12 protein-coding genes are annotated in these 14,517 nt (G+C 70.9%); 4 read left to right on the top strand and 8 right to left on the bottom strand.

What is annotated here, in order from left to right; translation table 11 throughout:
• Window positions 1–95 precede the first annotated feature (95 nt).
• The 3 genes from QSK31_RS07040 (at window position 96) to QSK31_RS07030 (ending at window position 3,260) form a co-directional block, all read left to right on the top strand.
• Window positions 96–1,823 (top strand): NAD+ synthase, encoded by a 1,728-nt coding sequence (locus tag QSK31_RS07040; RefSeq protein WP_285682085.1) that lies wholly within the window; start codon window positions 96–98, stop codon window positions 1,821–1,823.
• 101 nt (window positions 1,824–1,924) lie between these two features.
• Window positions 1,925–2,758, top strand: a complete 834-nt coding sequence (panB, locus tag QSK31_RS07035) for a 3-methyl-2-oxobutanoate hydroxymethyltransferase (RefSeq protein WP_285682084.1) — start codon at window positions 1,925–1,927, stop codon at window positions 2,756–2,758.
• Window positions 2,759–2,864: 106 nt separating this feature from the next.
• Window positions 2,865–3,260 carry a VOC family protein gene (locus QSK31_RS07030; RefSeq protein WP_285682081.1) on the top strand — a complete coding sequence of 132 codons (396 nt, stop codon included), beginning with the start codon at window positions 2,865–2,867 and terminating at the stop codon, window positions 3,258–3,260.
• An 11-nt stretch (window positions 3,261–3,271) separates the two neighbouring features.
• Here the strand turns inward: QSK31_RS07030 and QSK31_RS07025 are convergent, their stop codons facing one another.
• The 3 genes from QSK31_RS07025 to QSK31_RS07015 all read right to left on the bottom strand — a co-directional run bounded on the left by QSK31_RS07025 (window position 3,272) and on the right by QSK31_RS07015 (window position 8,286).
• A complete protein-coding gene (locus QSK31_RS07025; RefSeq protein WP_285682080.1) occupies window positions 3,272–4,885 on the bottom strand; it encodes an RNB domain-containing ribonuclease in 1,614 nt (537 codons plus the stop codon).
• A 333-nt stretch (window positions 4,886–5,218) separates the two neighbouring features.
• On the bottom strand, window positions 5,219–6,544 hold the full coding sequence (locus QSK31_RS07020; RefSeq protein WP_285682079.1) for a hypothetical protein: 1,326 nt from the start codon (window positions 6,542–6,544) through the stop codon (window positions 5,219–5,221).
• Between the two features lie 728 nt (window positions 6,545–7,272).
• Window positions 7,273–8,286 (bottom strand): aspartate-semialdehyde dehydrogenase, encoded by a 1,014-nt coding sequence (locus tag QSK31_RS07015; protein WP_285682078.1) that lies wholly within the window; start codon window positions 8,284–8,286, stop codon window positions 7,273–7,275.
• A gap of 102 nt (window positions 8,287–8,388) precedes the next feature.
• On the opposite strand from QSK31_RS07015, the gene QSK31_RS07010 reads away from it, so the two are divergent.
• Window positions 8,389–9,186 (top strand): class I SAM-dependent methyltransferase, encoded by a 798-nt coding sequence (locus QSK31_RS07010; RefSeq protein ID WP_285682077.1) that lies wholly within the window; start codon window positions 8,389–8,391, stop codon window positions 9,184–9,186.
• 51 nt (window positions 9,187–9,237) lie between these two features.
• Here the strand turns inward: QSK31_RS07010 and QSK31_RS07005 are convergent, their stop codons facing one another.
• The 5 genes from QSK31_RS07005 to QSK31_RS48775 all read right to left on the bottom strand — a co-directional run bounded on the left by QSK31_RS07005 (window position 9,238) and on the right by QSK31_RS48775 (window position 14,342).
• Window positions 9,238–9,831 (bottom strand): M15 family metallopeptidase, encoded by a 594-nt coding sequence (locus tag QSK31_RS07005; RefSeq protein WP_285682076.1) that lies wholly within the window; start codon window positions 9,829–9,831, stop codon window positions 9,238–9,240.
• Window positions 9,832–9,880: 49 nt separating this feature from the next.
• On the bottom strand, window positions 9,881–10,789 hold the full coding sequence (locus QSK31_RS07000) for a serine/threonine dehydratase (RefSeq protein ID WP_285682075.1): 909 nt from the start codon (window positions 10,787–10,789) through the stop codon (window positions 9,881–9,883).
• A 71-nt stretch (window positions 10,790–10,860) separates the two neighbouring features.
• Entirely contained in the window at window positions 10,861–11,928 is a 1,068-nt protein-coding gene (locus QSK31_RS06995) for a type I glyceraldehyde-3-phosphate dehydrogenase (protein ID WP_285682073.1), read from the bottom strand.
• A 243-nt stretch (window positions 11,929–12,171) separates the two neighbouring features.
• A complete protein-coding gene (locus QSK31_RS06990; RefSeq protein ID WP_285682072.1) occupies window positions 12,172–12,639 on the bottom strand; it encodes an aminoacyl-tRNA deacylase in 468 nt (155 codons plus the stop codon).
• A 278-nt stretch (window positions 12,640–12,917) separates the two neighbouring features.
• A complete protein-coding gene (locus QSK31_RS48775; protein ID WP_352244380.1) occupies window positions 12,918–14,342 on the bottom strand; it encodes an EGFR-like transmembrane domain-containing protein in 1,425 nt (474 codons plus the stop codon).
• Window positions 14,343–14,517 lie beyond the last annotated feature (175 nt).

Below are 14,517 nucleotides of genomic sequence, written 5' to 3'. Positions count from 1 at the left end.
ACGCTGACCACCAGGTGGTCCGGGGCCAGGGCCGCATTCATTCCGGTTAGGGGCGGCGGCGGGGTGGTCGGACGGGGGTGGGGAACAATAAATACATGCCTACCTTGCGGATCGCCCTGGCACAGGTCAATTCCACCGTCGGTGACCTGCCCGGCAACGCGGCGTCAGTACGCCGGTGGTCCAGGGCCGCCGCGGACGCCGGTGCGCAGCTGGTCGCCTTCCCCGAGATGATGCTGACCGGCTACCCCATCGAGGACCTGGTGTTCCGCGACTCCTTCGTGAGCGCGTCCCAGCGCGGCCTGGTCCAGCTCGCCGCCGACCTGGCCGCCGACGGGCTGGGCGACCTCGCGGTGCTGGTGGGGTACGTGGACACCGACGAGACGGGCCGCCGGGACGCCGCCGCGCTGCTGATCGGCGGTGTCGTCACGGCCACCTACTACAAGCACCACCTGCCCAACTACGGCGTCTTCGACGAGGACCGCTACTTCGAGCCCGGTGAGACGCTGACCGTGGTCCGGTTCGGCGGCGTCGACATCGGCCTCAGCGTCTGCGAGGACATCTGGCAGGCCGGCGGGCCGTTCGCCGCCGCCAGGCGGGCCGGGGTCGGGCTCGTGGTCAACATCAATGCTTCCCCGTACGAGCTGAACAAGGACGACGTCCGCCTGCCCCTGGTCCGCCGCCGCGCCGCCGAGGCCGACGCGACCGTGGCGTACGTGAATCTGATCGGCGGCCAGGACGAACTGGTCTTCGACGGCGACTCGATGATCGTCACGGCCGGCGGCGACCTGCTCACCCGCGGCGGGCAGTTCACCTCCGAGCTGATCGTCCACGACCTCGACCTCCCCCTGGGCGCGGACAACCCGGGCGAGCAGCCCGCCACCGACGACGGCATGGCGATCCACCGGGTCGACGTACCCGTCGCACCTCGCCCTCTGACAGACGGCCCGGCGGCCGGAGGCATCGCCGAGCGGGTCACCGACGAGGCCGAGATCTGGTCCGCGCTGACCCTGGGCCTGCACGACTACGTGGAGAAGAACGGCTTCCGCTCGGTGGTCCTCGGCCTCTCCGGCGGCATCGACTCGGCCGTGGTCGCGGCGATCGCGGTGGACGCCCTCGGCGCCGACCGGGTGACATGCGTCTCGATGCCGAGCGGGCACTCGTCCGTCCACTCCAAGGACGACGCCGCCGACCTGGCCAAGCGCACCGGCCTCGACTACCGGATCGAGCCGATCCAGCCGATGGTCGACGCGTTCCTGGCGAACATGTCGCTCTCCGGCCTGGCGGTGGAAAACCTGCAGGCACGCGTACGCGGGGTCATCCTGATGGCGCTGTCGAACCAGGAGGGCCACCTCGTCCTCACCACCGGTAACAAGAGTGAGCTGGCGGTCGGCTACTCCACGCTGTACGGCGACTCGGTGGGCGGCTTCAACCCGCTCAAGGACGTGCCGAAGACGATGGTCTGGAAACTGGCGCGGTGGCGCAACGCGGACGCCGCCCGGCGCGGCGAGGAGCCGCCGATCCCGGAGAGCTCGATCACCAAGGCGCCCAGCGCCGAGCTGCGGCCCGGCCAGGTGGACACCGACTCGCTGCCGGACTACTCGGTGCTGGACCCGATCCTGCTCGCGTACATCGACGGCGACCAGGGCCGCGACCAGCTCATCGAGGCCGGCCACGACGCCGCGATCGTGGACCGGACGCTGCGCATGGTCGACCTCGCCGAGTACAAGCGCCGCCAGTCCGCGCCCGGCACCAAGATCTCGATCAAGGCGTTCGGCCGCGACCGCCGCCTGCCCATTACCAACCGGTTTCGGGAAGGTGTGTGAGACATTGCACTGACCCCTGACCGCAGGCCGGGGTCCGGTGCGACGATCGATCCATTGCCCGGGGACCGCATGAGGCGGCCTCGAGGGAAGGAGTGATCCCGATGTCTGACGTACCCACGTTGTACGGCGACCCGCCCACCCGGCGCGTCCGCACCCGCGATCTGATCAACGCGAAGTCCCGTGGCGACCGCTGGCCGATGCTCACCTCCTACGACCAGTACACCGCCGCCATCTTCGACCAGGCCGGCATCCCGGTACTGCTGGTCGGTGACTCCGCCGCCAACAACGTCTTCGGGTACGAGACGACCGTCCCGGTCACCGTCGAGGACCTCCTTCCCCTGGTCCGCGCCGTGGTGCGCGCCACCAGCACCGCCCTGATCGTCGGCGACCTGCCGTTCGGCTCGTACGAGGAGGGCCCGACCCAGGCGCTGCGCACCGCCGTCCGGTTCATGAAGGAGGGCGGCTGCCACGCGGTGAAGCTGGAAGGCGGCCGCCGCGTCGCCAAGCAGATCGAGGCGATCACCAACGCCGGCATCCCCGTGATGGCCCACATCGGCTTCACCCCGCAGAGCGAGCACGCCATCGGCGGCTACCGCGTCCAGGGCCGCGAGCGGGACGGCGCCGACGTGCTGGCCGACGCGCACGCCGTGGCCGAGGCCGGCGCCTTCGCCGTGGTGCTCGAGATGGTGCCCGGCGAGGTGGCCAAGACGGTCACCAAGGAGCTGTCCATTCCCACCGTGGGCATCGGCGCCGGTCCCGACACCGACGCGCAGGTGCTCGTCTGGCAGGACATGGCGGGCCTGCGGTCGGGCAAGGCCCCGCGTTTCGTCAAGCGCTACGCCGACCTCGCGGGCGCGCTCAACGACGCCACCAGGGCGTTCGCCGACGAGGTCCGCGGCGGCGTCTTCCCCGCCGCCGAGCACACCTTCGAGTAGGGAAGGTCCTGTCCGGTCGGTCGGCCGGGGCTGCGGCGCGGGCCGACCGACCGGACAGGACCTTGGCCCGGCTCGCGGCGTGATCATGGATGGCATGATTCCGGCCATGTTGTCCGTTCCGCCGCGAGTCAGCCTGGCCACCCTGGGCGTCGTCGACGTCGCCCGCGCCACCGAGTTCTACGAGACGCTCGGCTGGCGTCTCCTCCCTGCGTCCGTGCCCGGCATGGTCAGCTACTTCCAGACCGACGGTGGTCTGCTCTCGCTGATCAAGACCGATGACATCAGTACGGACGCGGGCATCGCCCCGCGCGCCGTCACGGACTTCCGCGGCGTCATGCTCGCGATCCACGTCGACTCGCCCGGCGCGGTCGACGAGGCCCTACGAGCCGCGGTCCAGGCCGGGGCGACGCTGGTGAAGGCCGGATCGCCCACCACCCCCGGTGGCTACCGCGGCTACTTCACCGACCCGGACGGCCACCTGTGGTCGATCGCCGTCCCCTAGCGAGATATTCGTCAGGCGCGCTCGAACTCGACCTTCCGCGTCGCCGGGTCGGCTGCCGCCAGGCGTACCCGGATCCTCTCGCCCAGCGGCAACTCCCCCGCACAGCGCGCGACCACCGCCGGGTCGTCGAGGGCGACCGTGCCACCCGGCCCGTTCTTCGGGCGGTCGTCCACATCCACCACACCGGCCTCGAACGTCTCACCCACACGGCCCGCCAGCAGCACCGCCTCGGCCAGCGCGATCGCCCCACGCCCCGCCGCCGACGCCACCCGGTCGGTCTCGGCCATCGCCTTCGGCAGCCGGGGCAGCGCGTCCCGCACCCAGGCGGGCACCTCCCGGCCGTCGTGCAGGGCCAGGCAGGCTTCGGTGGCATAGCGGTCGGCCAGGCGGCGCAGCGGGGCGGTGACATGCGCGTACGGCGCGCCGACCCCGCCGTGCCCACGCAGCTCCGGCACCGAGCCGTCGAAGGCGGTGTAGCCCGCGCCGCGCAACAACTCGGCCGCCTGATCGAGGAACGCAGCGCCGCGCGGCTCCCCCGGGTCGACCTTGCCGACGACCGCGCCCACCGACGCACCCTCCGGCCAGACGACGCCCAGCGAATGCGCGGCCGCCCGCAACCGCTCCACCGCCTCCGGCCGAGGCCCCGGCATCGTCCGCAACAGCCCGATCCCACCCGTCAGCATCAGCCCCGCGGCGGCCATGCCGGTGAGCAGCGAGATCTGCGCGTTGTGCTCCTCCACCGCCGGCGGCGCCCGCAACACCAGCCGCCAGCCGTCCCCGTCCGGCTCGACCTCCTGCTCCGGCAGCGGCAGGTTCACGGCCCCGCGCTCGGCGGCCCGCTCCGCCAGCAGACGTCCCAGCTCCGGCAGCAGCGCATAGGGCGCGCCGGCCGTACCCGCGTCCACCTCGGCCTGCACCCCCGCGTAGTCGAGCTTGGCCCGGCTCCGCACCAGCGCCCGCCTCAGTGAGACCGACTCGATCGCGCCGTCCGCGTCCAGATCGATCGCCCACACGACCGCCGCGCGCACCACATCGGGCAGCAGGCTCACCGCGCCCTCACTGAGCACCGGCGGATGTAGCGGAACCTTGCCGTCCGGCAGATAGACGGTCTGCCCCCGCACCCAGGTCTCCGCCTCGAGAGCACCACCCGGCCGCACGAAGGAGGCGACGTCGGCGATCGCATAACGCACCCGGTAGCCGCGGCCTCGCCGCTCCAGACACATCGCCTGGTCGAGATCCTTCGACGTCGGCGGGTCGATGGTCACGAACGGCACATCGGTCAGATCGACGCGGCCGGACCAGACCGCGGCGCCGGTCGCGCCGGTCGCGGCTTGTCCGGTCGCGGCTTGTCCGGTCGCGGCTTGTCCGGTCGCGGCTTGTCCGGTCGCGGCTTGTCCGATCGCGGCTTGTCCGATCGCGCCGGTCGCGGCTTTTCCGGCGGTGGTGTTCACGGCGTGCTGGGCGGCGTTGGGCTGGAGTGCGTTGGGCTGGGGCGCGGTGGGCTGAGTAGCGGCGGCTGCCTCGGCCTCGGCGAGGGCGTCGGCCGGGAACGCGTCCGGCAGCTTCAACTCCCGGCGCAGCACGGAGAAGTCGATGCGCGGCGCGAACACCCGTTTGATCGGCACGCGTCCTTCCTACCAGCATCGGCGCCCGACCGCCGCCGACAGCCGTAGCGGTGGCGCCCGCCCGAGCTGTGGACAGAGGCCAGAAGTTGTCGTACCCCTGCCCTACGTTTGCGCCCACCCAGTGAACGGGGTGGGGGTGGCGGCGGCGGGGGCAAAGATCGCAAAAGCGACAAGGCCGCGCCGGAAGGCGCGGCCTTGTCGGGTGATGCTTTGCGCGGTCGGGTGGTGCTTCGCGCGGTCGGGTGGTGCTTCGCGCGATCGGGTGGTGCTTCGCGCGATCGGGTGGTGCTTCGCGCGATCGGGTGGTGCTTCGTCGTGCCGTGGTGCGCTTGGTCAGGCGCGGCGGGCCGGGACGCGGGTGCGGCCGGTGCGCGCGTTGCCGGACGACGCCGTCCGCGAGACCGAGGCCGACGACGGCGCCTTGACCCGGGCCGCGTTGTTGGCCGAGGTTTTGGCCGTACGCGAGGTCCGGGCGTTACCGGCCTTGGCGGCGGTCGTGGTGCGGGCGCCGGAGGCCGCGTTGCCGGTTGACGCCCGCTTTGCCGCCGCCGACTTGGTGGCGGTGGCCTTGCGGGCGGTGCCGGTGGCCGCCTTTGGGGCCGGCGCCTTCTTGGCGGTGGCCTTGGTGGCGGTCTTCTTCGCGGCCGCAGCCTTGGTGGCGGTCGCCTTCTTGGCCGGCGCCTTCTTGGCGGTCACCTTCGTGGCCGTCGTCTTCTTCGCCGTCGTCTTCTGAGCCGTCGTCTTCTGAGCCGTCGTCCTCTTCGCCGTCGTCTTCTTCGCCGTGGCCGGGCGCGTGCTTGTGGCCTTCGTCGCCGGCGCCTTCTTCGCGGCCGCCTTCTTGGCCGCCGTTGACCGGGCGGCCGTCGACGAAGCCGCCGTCGAGCGAGCAGCAGCCGAGCGGGACGCCGTCGTCTTGGCAGCGGTCGACTTGGCGGCTGCCTTCTTGGCCGGCGCCTTCTTCGCGGTCGTCGACTTGGCAGCGGTCGACTTCGTCACGGCCTTCTTGGCCGCCGTGCGCTTGGCAGCGGGCTTCGCTGTCGTGGCACGGACCGTGGTCGCCCTCGAACCGGTGGAAGCAGCCGCACTGACCCGCTTGACGGTGGGCTCTTCCGTGGTGGCCTGCACGGCGGCGGGTGCGGCCGACGACGCGGCGTTGACCCGCTTGGTGGTGTTCCGCGGGGTGGCGGCCTTTCGCGTGGTGGTGCTCGCCGAGCGAGGCGTGGTGGGCCGGCTCGCGGCCGCCTTACGCGCGGCGGCCGGCGTCCGCGAAGAACCAGCAGCCGTACGCGAAGAACCGGCCGCCGCCCGCGAGGAACCAGTCGCCGTGCGGGAAGAACCGGCCGTCGTCCGAGCGGCGGACGGCTTGGCAGCCGGCTTCCGGGCCGTCGTCTTGGCCGCGGCCGTCGTGGCGATGGCGGTCTTGGTCGCCTTCGCCACGGCCGTCTTGGTCGCGGCAGCCTTCTGCGCAGCCGTCTTGGTGGTGGCGGCCACCTTGGCCGCGGTGGCCTTCGACGCGGTCGCCCGAGAGCCGGCGGCCTTCGACGCGGTCGTGCGAGTACCAGCGGCCTTCGACGCGGCCGTTCGAGAGCCGGCGGCCTTCGACGCGGTCGTGCGAGCGGCAGTACCGGCCGACTTGGCGACCGTCGTGGCCTTCTTCACCGCACCAGCCTTGGCGGCCGCCGGCTTGGCAGCACCGGCGCGAGCAGCCGCCGGCTTGGCAGCAGCACGACCAGTAGCCGGCTTGGCAGCAGCACGACCAGCCGCCGGCTTGGCAGCAGCACGCGAAGCAGCAGGCTTAGCAGCCGCGGGCTTGGCAGCGGCAGAACGGGCGGTGGCAGAGCGAGCCGTGGTGGAGCGACTTGCGGTGGTGCTGCTGCGGGATCCGGCGGTGCGCGTCGCACCCGCCGATCGGGTCGTGGCCTTTTTGGCAGCGGCCATGGGGACGTTCCTCCTAGCGAATGACTGCGGGCTTGTCTCCGCGTGGAGACTGCGAGATTCCGGCTTGGACACAGGAGGTCGGCGCCGGCTTAGCTTTCCTCCCCTGTCCAGCGAGCGTCCTCGGCTTCCCACGCCGCATTGCGTTTCTCGACCGTGTCGAGTGCCCGCGTGGCGTCGTCTGCGGAGGCGAACGGACCGAGCCTGTACTTGTTGGGGCACACGTCATCCCCGGACTCGACCCGCTTGTGCCGGAGGCACCAGAAGTAGCCACCCCCGCCAAGCCCACTGTCGTTCATGAAATCACTGTGCACCTCAAATCGACCATGCGCTACCGATTCGGGCAAAAAGTCCAGAATTTCCACATTGGATTGACTTGAAGACCCCCCGAACTGACGACAAAACCCGCCCGGACGTGAGGTCCGGACGGGTTCTGTGCAGGTCAGGAGCGACTACAGCAGCAGCTCAGCGATCTGCACCGCGTTGAGCGCGGCCCCCTTGCGCAGGTTGTCGTTGGAGAGGAAGAACGCCAGCCCGTTCTCCACGGTCTCGTCCGCGCGGATCCGTCCCACGTACGTCGGATCGCGCCCCGCGGCCTGCAACGGCGTCGGAATGTCGGACAGTTCCACCCCGGGGGCCTCCGCCAGCAGGGTGCGGGCGCGCGCCGGCGACAGTGGCCGGGCGAAGCGGGCGTTCACCTGGATCGAGTGGCCGGTGAAGACGGGCACCCGGACACAGGTGCCGGAGACGAGCAGCGACGGGATGCCGAGGATCTTCCGGCTCTCGTTGCGGAGCTTCTGCTCCTCGTCGGTCTCGTCGCGGCCGTCGTCGACGATCGACCCGGCGAGCGGCAGCACGTTGAACGCGATGGGCCGGGCGAAGCTGCGCGGGGCCGGGAACTCCACGGCCGATCCGTCGTGGGCGAGCTCGGCGGCCCGGTCGGCGACCTTCTGCACCTGCTCGGCGAGCTCGGCGACGCCGGCCAGCCCGGCGCCGGACACCGCCTGGTAGGTGGTGGCGACCATGGCGACCAACTCGGCCTCGTCGTGCAGCGGGCGCAGCACCGGCATCGCGGCCATGGTGGTGCAGTTCGGGTTGGCGATGATGCCCTTCGGGCGGTTGCGCGCGGCGTCGGGGTTCACCTCGGCCACGACCAGGGGTACGTCGGGGTCCATCCGCCACGCCGACGAGTTGTCCACGACCACCGCGCCGGCCTCGGCGACGCGTGGCGCGTACTCCAGGGAACTGCCCTTGCCCGCGGAGAACAGGACGAGGTCGAGGCCGCGGTAGTCGGCGACCGACGCGTCCTCGACCGTCACCTCGCCGCCGGCCCAGGGCAGGGTGCGGCCCGCCGACCGCGCGGAGGCGAAGAGACGAAGCTGTTCCACGGGGAATTCGCGCTCGGCCAGGATGCGGCGCATGACGCCACCGACCTGTCCCGTCGCGCCCACAATGCCGATCCTCATGAGCACCAAAGGTACGGCCTGACCTCGCGTCGCAAAGAAAGCGATTCCACTTGACGGGATTCTTGTCCCACATGCAAGGACAGCGGGGCTAGCGTCGGCGGTATGACGACGTACACGCACGGCCACCACGAGTCGGTTCTGCGGTCGCATCGCTGGCGGACCGCAGAGAATTCGGCGGCGTACCTGCTGCCCCGGCTGACTTCCGGAGTCTCGCTGCTCGACATCGGCGCCGGCCCGGGGACGATCACCGCGGACCTCGCCCGGCGGGTCGCACCCGGCCGGGTGACGGCCCTGGAGATCTCCGAGGACGCGCTGGCGATCACCCGCGCGGAGATCGAGAAGCAGGGCCTGGCGACCGTGGACCTGGCGGTCGGCGACGTGCACGCGCTGGACTTCCCGGACGACAGCTTCGACGTGGTGCACGCACACCAGGTGCTTCAGCACGTGGCCGACCCGGTGGCCGCGCTCCGGGAGATGCGCCGGGTGGCGCGCCCGGGCGGCCTGGTGGCGGTACGCGACAGCGACTACGCCGCGTTCACCTGGTTCCCCGAGTCACCCGGCCTGGACGAGTGGCTGGCGCTCTACCGGACGGTGGCCCGCGGCAACGGTGGCGAGCCGGACGCCGGGCGGCGGCTGCTGAGCTGGGCGTACGCGGCGGGCTTCACCGACGTGACGGCGACGTCGAGCACGTGGTGCTTCGCGACGCCGGAGGACCGGGCGTGGTGGGGCGGCATGTGGGCGGTGCGCGTCACCGACTCCGACATCGCCCGCAAGGCGGTTACCACCGGCGAGGCGACGACGACGGACCTCGACCGCATCTCGCGGGCGTGGCGGGACTGGGCGGCGGAGCCCGGCGGCTGGCTATCCATCCTCCATGGCGAAATCCTGGCAGAGGTCTAAGTCCTGTCTCGTGGATCACGCAAGTGCGAGGCGGGGTCCACGAGACAGGACTTAGGGCTTGTAGGCCCAGTGCCACGACTCGCGGGGCGTGTTCTCGTCGAAGCCGTACTCGCTGCCGTGCTTGCGCATCCAGGACAGCGCCTTGGCGTTCAGGTCGAGGTCGGTCGCCATCCCCCAGCCGTGCTCGCTGGTCCCGGGCTTGGCGGCCAGCCCGCCCTGCGAGTAGAGCCCCTTGCGCCGGGCCACGTCGACCTGCTCGTCGTACGAGCGGTACGAGTCGGTGATCCCGATGGTCACGCCGTCCTTCTTGGCGGCGGCGATCATCGTGTTCAGCGACTCGGCGGCGGGCGCCCACAGCTTGTGGCCGGTGTTGCCGACCTGGACGAGCTCGTTCGACGGGATCTTGCCGTTGCCGTACTTGGCCAGCTCTTCGGGGATGCCCTTGCTGTTGAGCTTGTAGTCCTTCTTGACCGCCGTGGTGTTCTGGGTCGCCACCGCGTCGTTCAGGTAGGACGCGAACTCCGAGCCCGGTGTGGCGTTCGTGGTCGACGTGGTTTTCCTGGCCGCGCCGGTCTGCTGGGTCTGCAGCGCGATGATGCGGCTCTGGATGTCCGAGATCCGCCCGGTCACTCCCTCGATTCCCACGTCCTGCTTCTTCGGCGCAACCCGGCCGCGCCTTAGGGGTGTCCTGTCGCTACGCGAGATCGCCCGGGTTCGTGTTGGCGCCGCAGAGCAGCACGACCACGCGTTCGCCGTCGGCCGGCCGGTAGGCGCCGCTGGTCAGCGCGGCGTAGGCGGCGGCCGTGCCGTGCTCCACCACGATCCGGTAGTCGTCCCACAGCCGCCGCCGGGCCTCCACGATCGCCGGGTCGTCCACCAGCAGCGACGCCATTCCGGTCAAGACCATGATCTGGTACGGGAGGAGCCCGATCCGCCGCGCGCCCAGCGAGTCCGCCGCCACCCCGCCGACCGGCACGTCCACCGGAGCGCCGGCGTCGAGGGCGCCCCTCAGGGTCGGGCAGTTCTCCGGTTCGACGCCAACCACGTTCACCGGCCGGTCGGCCAGCGCCGCGGCGACCCCGGCGGCGAGCCCGCCACCGCCGACCGCCACGAGCACGGTGTCGAACCCGAGGTCGTCGAGCAGTTCCAGCCCGAGCGTGCCGTTGCCGGCCACCATGCCCGGGTCGTCGTACGCGTGGAGGAACAGCGCCCCGGTCTGCTCGGCGTGCACCGCGGAAGCCGCGGCCGCCTCGGCGTACTCGGCGCCGACCTGGGTCACCCGGGCGCCCAGCTTGCCGAGCTTCGCCACCTTCACCGGCGGCGCGGTCTCCGGCACGAAGACCTCGGCGGGCACACCCAGCCGACCGGCGGCGTAGGCGGCGGCCAGCCCCGCGTTACCCCCGGAGGCGACGACGACGCCGGCCGGCGGGATCGGGCCGGCGGCGAGGATCTGGTTGAACATGCCACGCGTCTTGAACGAGCCGGCGTGCTGCGCGTACTCGAGCTTGAAGAAGGTTGAAGGCCCCGCCTCCAGCAGCGGAGTGCGCCGCACCCGCCCCTTGATCCGCTCCTCGGCCGCGCGAACGTCCTCAACACTGATCATCAGAGGAATGCTAGGCCCCATTCCGAATTCGCGGCCGGTCAAGGCGCCTCGCATGTGATGTGAAATAAGGCCTAGACGATGCTCCAGCGGTGAGAGCCGGACGTGAGTGTCGTCTCCGATCGGCGGTCGCCGACGAGCCGGGCCAGGTCGAGCAGCCGGTGCGAGAAGCCCCACTCGTTGTCGAACCAGCCGCGCACCCGCACCGCGCCGTCCGGCGTGACCTGGGTGCCGGACGGGTCGAGCAGGCAGGACGCCGGATTGTTCTTCACGTCGACCGAGACGGTCGGGTCCGGGTCGTACCCGAGAATCCCGCGCAGCGGACCGGCCGCGGCCTCCGCCATCGCGCGGTTGACCTCCTCGACCGACACCGGCTCGGCGGTCCGGCCGGCCAGTTCGGCGAGCGAACCCACCGGTGTCGGCACGCAGTAGTAGCTGAACATCATGTCGCCGATGCCCGGCAGGATCTCCCGCACCAGGTCACCGACCACGTAGTTGTGCGGGACGATGCTGTCGCCGGACGCCCGGCCCAGCCGCGGGTCGTTGCGGGACGTGCCGACCAGGCCGTCGTGCACCTTCTGCCAGCCCTGCAGCGCGAGCATCACCGACGTGCTCACCGAGTGCAGCCCGAACCGGTCGAGCAGCACCTTGGCCATGATGGTCAGCGCGTTCACCCCGCAGGACGCCGGCGAGACCACGTCGTGGCGGTCCGGATCGTAGGTGCGCTGGTTGGCACCGACCACCAGGAACGCGTCCGGGGCGTCGGCCGAGGCGCTGATCACCACCTTGCGGGCGCCGCCGTGGGTGATGTGCCGGCGGGCCGCGTCGCCGGAGCGGAACCGGCCGGTCGCCTCGATCACCACGTCGACCCCGGCCTCCGCCCACCGGATACGCTCCGGCTGCGCGTCGTTGAACACCCGGATCGACCGGTCGTTCACCACCAGTTGCTGACCACGCGCGGTCACCGTGCCCGGGAAATTTCCACGAATGCTGTCCCGGCGCAGACCGTAGGCAAGACGATCAGCCGCGGCCACATCGTTGATCGCCGCGATCGTCACCCCCGGATCGGGATGTGCGGAGACGATGCGGGTGAGGCATCGTCCGATACGCCCGAAGCCATTGATGCCGATCGCAACACTCACCGAGACTCCTCAGGGCCGCCCGGCCCGGATCCGTTGCATAAACCAGCTGTCACCTGCTCGACACTATGAGTGTGCAACTTGCACGTCAACGCATCCGGACAGAGGACGACATCACAGTCACGCAGATGATCGCGCGACGGCGACGTTCCCCCTGACCGGGACCATGAACAGCGGGGATCCCGCCGCGGGGTGACCCCCGTTTCCCAGATGGCCGTTGTTGAGCCATCTGCGGGAGCGCTCCCGTCACCGATCTTTTTCGGCCTCGGACACATCGGCGAAATCTCCGCCCAGCGCCGCCACGACGTCGTCCGCGGCGACCCTCAGCCCGACACCGCGCTCACCGGCGCCGAGGCTGATCGTCCGCCCGCGGGTGGTCTCGTCGGCGATCACCGGCCACGCCGTCGTCGCCCCGAACGGGGTGATCGTGCCGCGCTCGTAACCCGTGGCGGCCTTGGCGGTCTCGGCGTCCGGAAGGGACAGCCGCTTCACCCCGAGCAGGGCGCGCAGCTTGGGCCACGAGATCGACCGCCCGCCGGGCACCAGCACGAACAGGAAGTCGTCGTCGGCCCGCCGCACCACCAGGGTCTTCACCACGTCGCGGACCTCGACACCCTGGTTGCGGGCCGCCTCCTCCAGGCTGCCGGCCGGCCCGTGCCGCACCACTTCGTGCTCGACCCCGGCCTGCTCGACGGCTTCCAGCGCAGCGGACATGTCGATCACAGTAACGCGATGAGCGCTGCCGCTATGTGCTCAGAGCGGCAACGGCATGGGCCCGTCGCGACGGGGTGAGACCTCCGCGCGCTCAGAGCAAACCGCCGGGTGATGCGCATATGTGCTCAGAGCAAACCATCGGGCGATGCGCATATGTGCTCAGAGCAAAGCGCCGCGGTGCGTATGGGTAAGCAGAGCAAAGCGCCTGGTGGGTGGGTGTAAGCAGAGCAAAGCGGCCGGCGCCCCGAAGGACACCGGCCGCCGGAGGAGCGGATCGATCAGTTGTAGTAGTGCCGCTGCGGGCGCCGCCGCCGGGCGAAGCTGAAGATCACGAAGCCGATCAGGATCAGGGCGAGGCCGCCGCCCGCGATGGCGAGCGTGTTGGTGCCGGTCAGCGCCAGCTTGCTGCCGTCCTTGGTGTCCGCGGCCGCCACCGGCTTCGGGTCGGGATCGGGCTGGCCGGCCTCGTCGAGCACCGCGTCCTTCTTGTCGTCCTTGGCCGCCTCGGCCTTGTTGTCCTTGGCCTTGTCACCCTTGGCCGCCTCGGCCTTCGAGCCGGTGGCCGGCTTGACGGTCTTGGAGCCGCTGAGGTTCTGCGCCGCCTCCGGGTCGGGGTCGGCTTCGGCTTCGGTGCCCTTGTTCGAGTCCGGCTTGGCGGCGGGCTTGGCCGGCTTGGACGGCTTGTCGGCCGGCTTCGTCGGCGGCTTGGTCACCGTGCCGGAGTCGGTCTGCGGCTGACCCGGAGCGACCGGCGGGACCTGGCCGCCGCCCTGGTCCTCGTCGCCGCCCTGGTCACCGTCGCCACCCTGGTCGCCGCCGTTGTTGCCGTTGTCGCCACCCTGGTCGCCGTTGTCGCCACCTTGGTCACCGCCGTTGTCGCCGTTGTCGCCGTTGTCGCCGCCCTGGTCGCCACCGCCGTTGTCACCGTTGCCACCGCCGTTGTCGCCACCGTCGGCCGGGGGCTCCTCCTCGGCGGGCGGTTCGTCGGCGCCCTCGACCTTGACCCGGACCGAGTCGAACGCCGGGGTCTGCTTGGCGTTCTCCATCATCGGGATGCGGTGCGAGCCGTCGCCGGCCCACGAGGAGCACTGGAACTCGCCGGCGGCGGGCAGGCCGGGGACGTTGATGTTGACCACGTCCGGCGTCTTGCCGCCCTTGCGGTCCTCGGTCGCCACGAAGAAGGCGGGCGCCGGAGCGCCGTCCGGGGCCTGGTCGTCACGGTCCAGCACCCGGCAGGCGGTGTGGAAGTGACCGCGGGCGATGCCGCCCTGCAGGACCGAGCTCTCCACGTAGTAGCCGCCCTGGCCGGCCGCGAGGAAGCGATCGCGGATCAGGTTGCGCGTGCTCACCTTGAGGGTGAACGGCTCGCCGACCTTCACGGTCTTCGGCGCGCCCGTGATCAGCAGCGTCGCGGAGTTCGCCGCCACCGGCACCTCACCGAACTCGGTGGAGACGCACCGGTCGCCCTTCTGGAAGCCGTCGTGCGGCTCCAGCGTGCTGTCGTCACACGTGTTCGCCAGGACGTCCAGGCCGTTGATCTGGATCGCCTTGGTCTTCGGCGCCTCGTCGTCGGCGAAGGACAGCTGGGAGACCCCGATGATGCCGCCGAAGACGACGAGCGCACCGGCCGCGCCGATCAGGCGGCGGCGACGGCGGGCGGAGGGATCGGGCGGTGCGGCGCGGCGAGTGGCGGACCTACGCATAAGTGCAACCTCTGGTTCACAGATTCCCAGAGAAAATCTGGGCTGACGCAAGGAGGCTAGGAGTACGCAGGCCAGAAAGCCATTTGCCGGAAAAGAATTGAGCTCGTCTTGAGCCGCAATTAAGAAAGAAATATGGGAGGAATCTTGAACCCTCCATATCAGCCGTTCGGCCGAT

The sequence above is a fragment of the Actinoplanes sp. NBRC 103695 genome (genome assembly GCF_030269485.1).
GTDB lineage: Bacteria > Actinomycetota > Actinomycetes > Mycobacteriales > Micromonosporaceae > Actinoplanes.
This window is presented reverse-complemented; position numbering and strand designations above follow the sequence as displayed.